Source organism: Aminobacter sp. MET-1, from assembly GCF_026521175.1.
In the GTDB taxonomy this organism is placed as follows: domain Bacteria; phylum Pseudomonadota; class Alphaproteobacteria; order Rhizobiales; family Rhizobiaceae; genus Aminobacter.
In genome coordinates, this window is the sequence record NZ_JAMSHL010000141.1 from 1 (window position 1) to 254 (window position 254).

A 254-nucleotide genomic window follows, 5' to 3' on the forward strand; every position below is an offset into this window, starting at 1 on the left:
GTGTACGAGCATCTGATCTTCGACGACGGTGTGCACACCCCGATCGCGACGCTGCCGGGTATGTTCGAGCGAACCGTCACCGTGTCCAGTGCCGCGAAGACGTTCAACGCCACCGGCTGGAAAACCGGGTGGGCGCTCGGACCGACAGAGCTGATCGATGCGGTGCGCGCCGCCAAGCAGTTCATGAGCTTCGTCGGCGGTACCCCGTTCCAGCCCGCCGTCGCGTACGCACTCGGTCACGAGCAGGCGTGGAT

At 65.4% G+C, this 254-nt stretch carries 1 protein-coding gene; it reads left to right on the forward strand.

The window, feature by feature from the left end:
• The coding region (locus NDO48_RS29370) for an aminotransferase class I/II-fold pyridoxal phosphate-dependent enzyme (protein WP_267322940.1) at positions 1-254 on the forward strand (254 nt) is incomplete at both ends.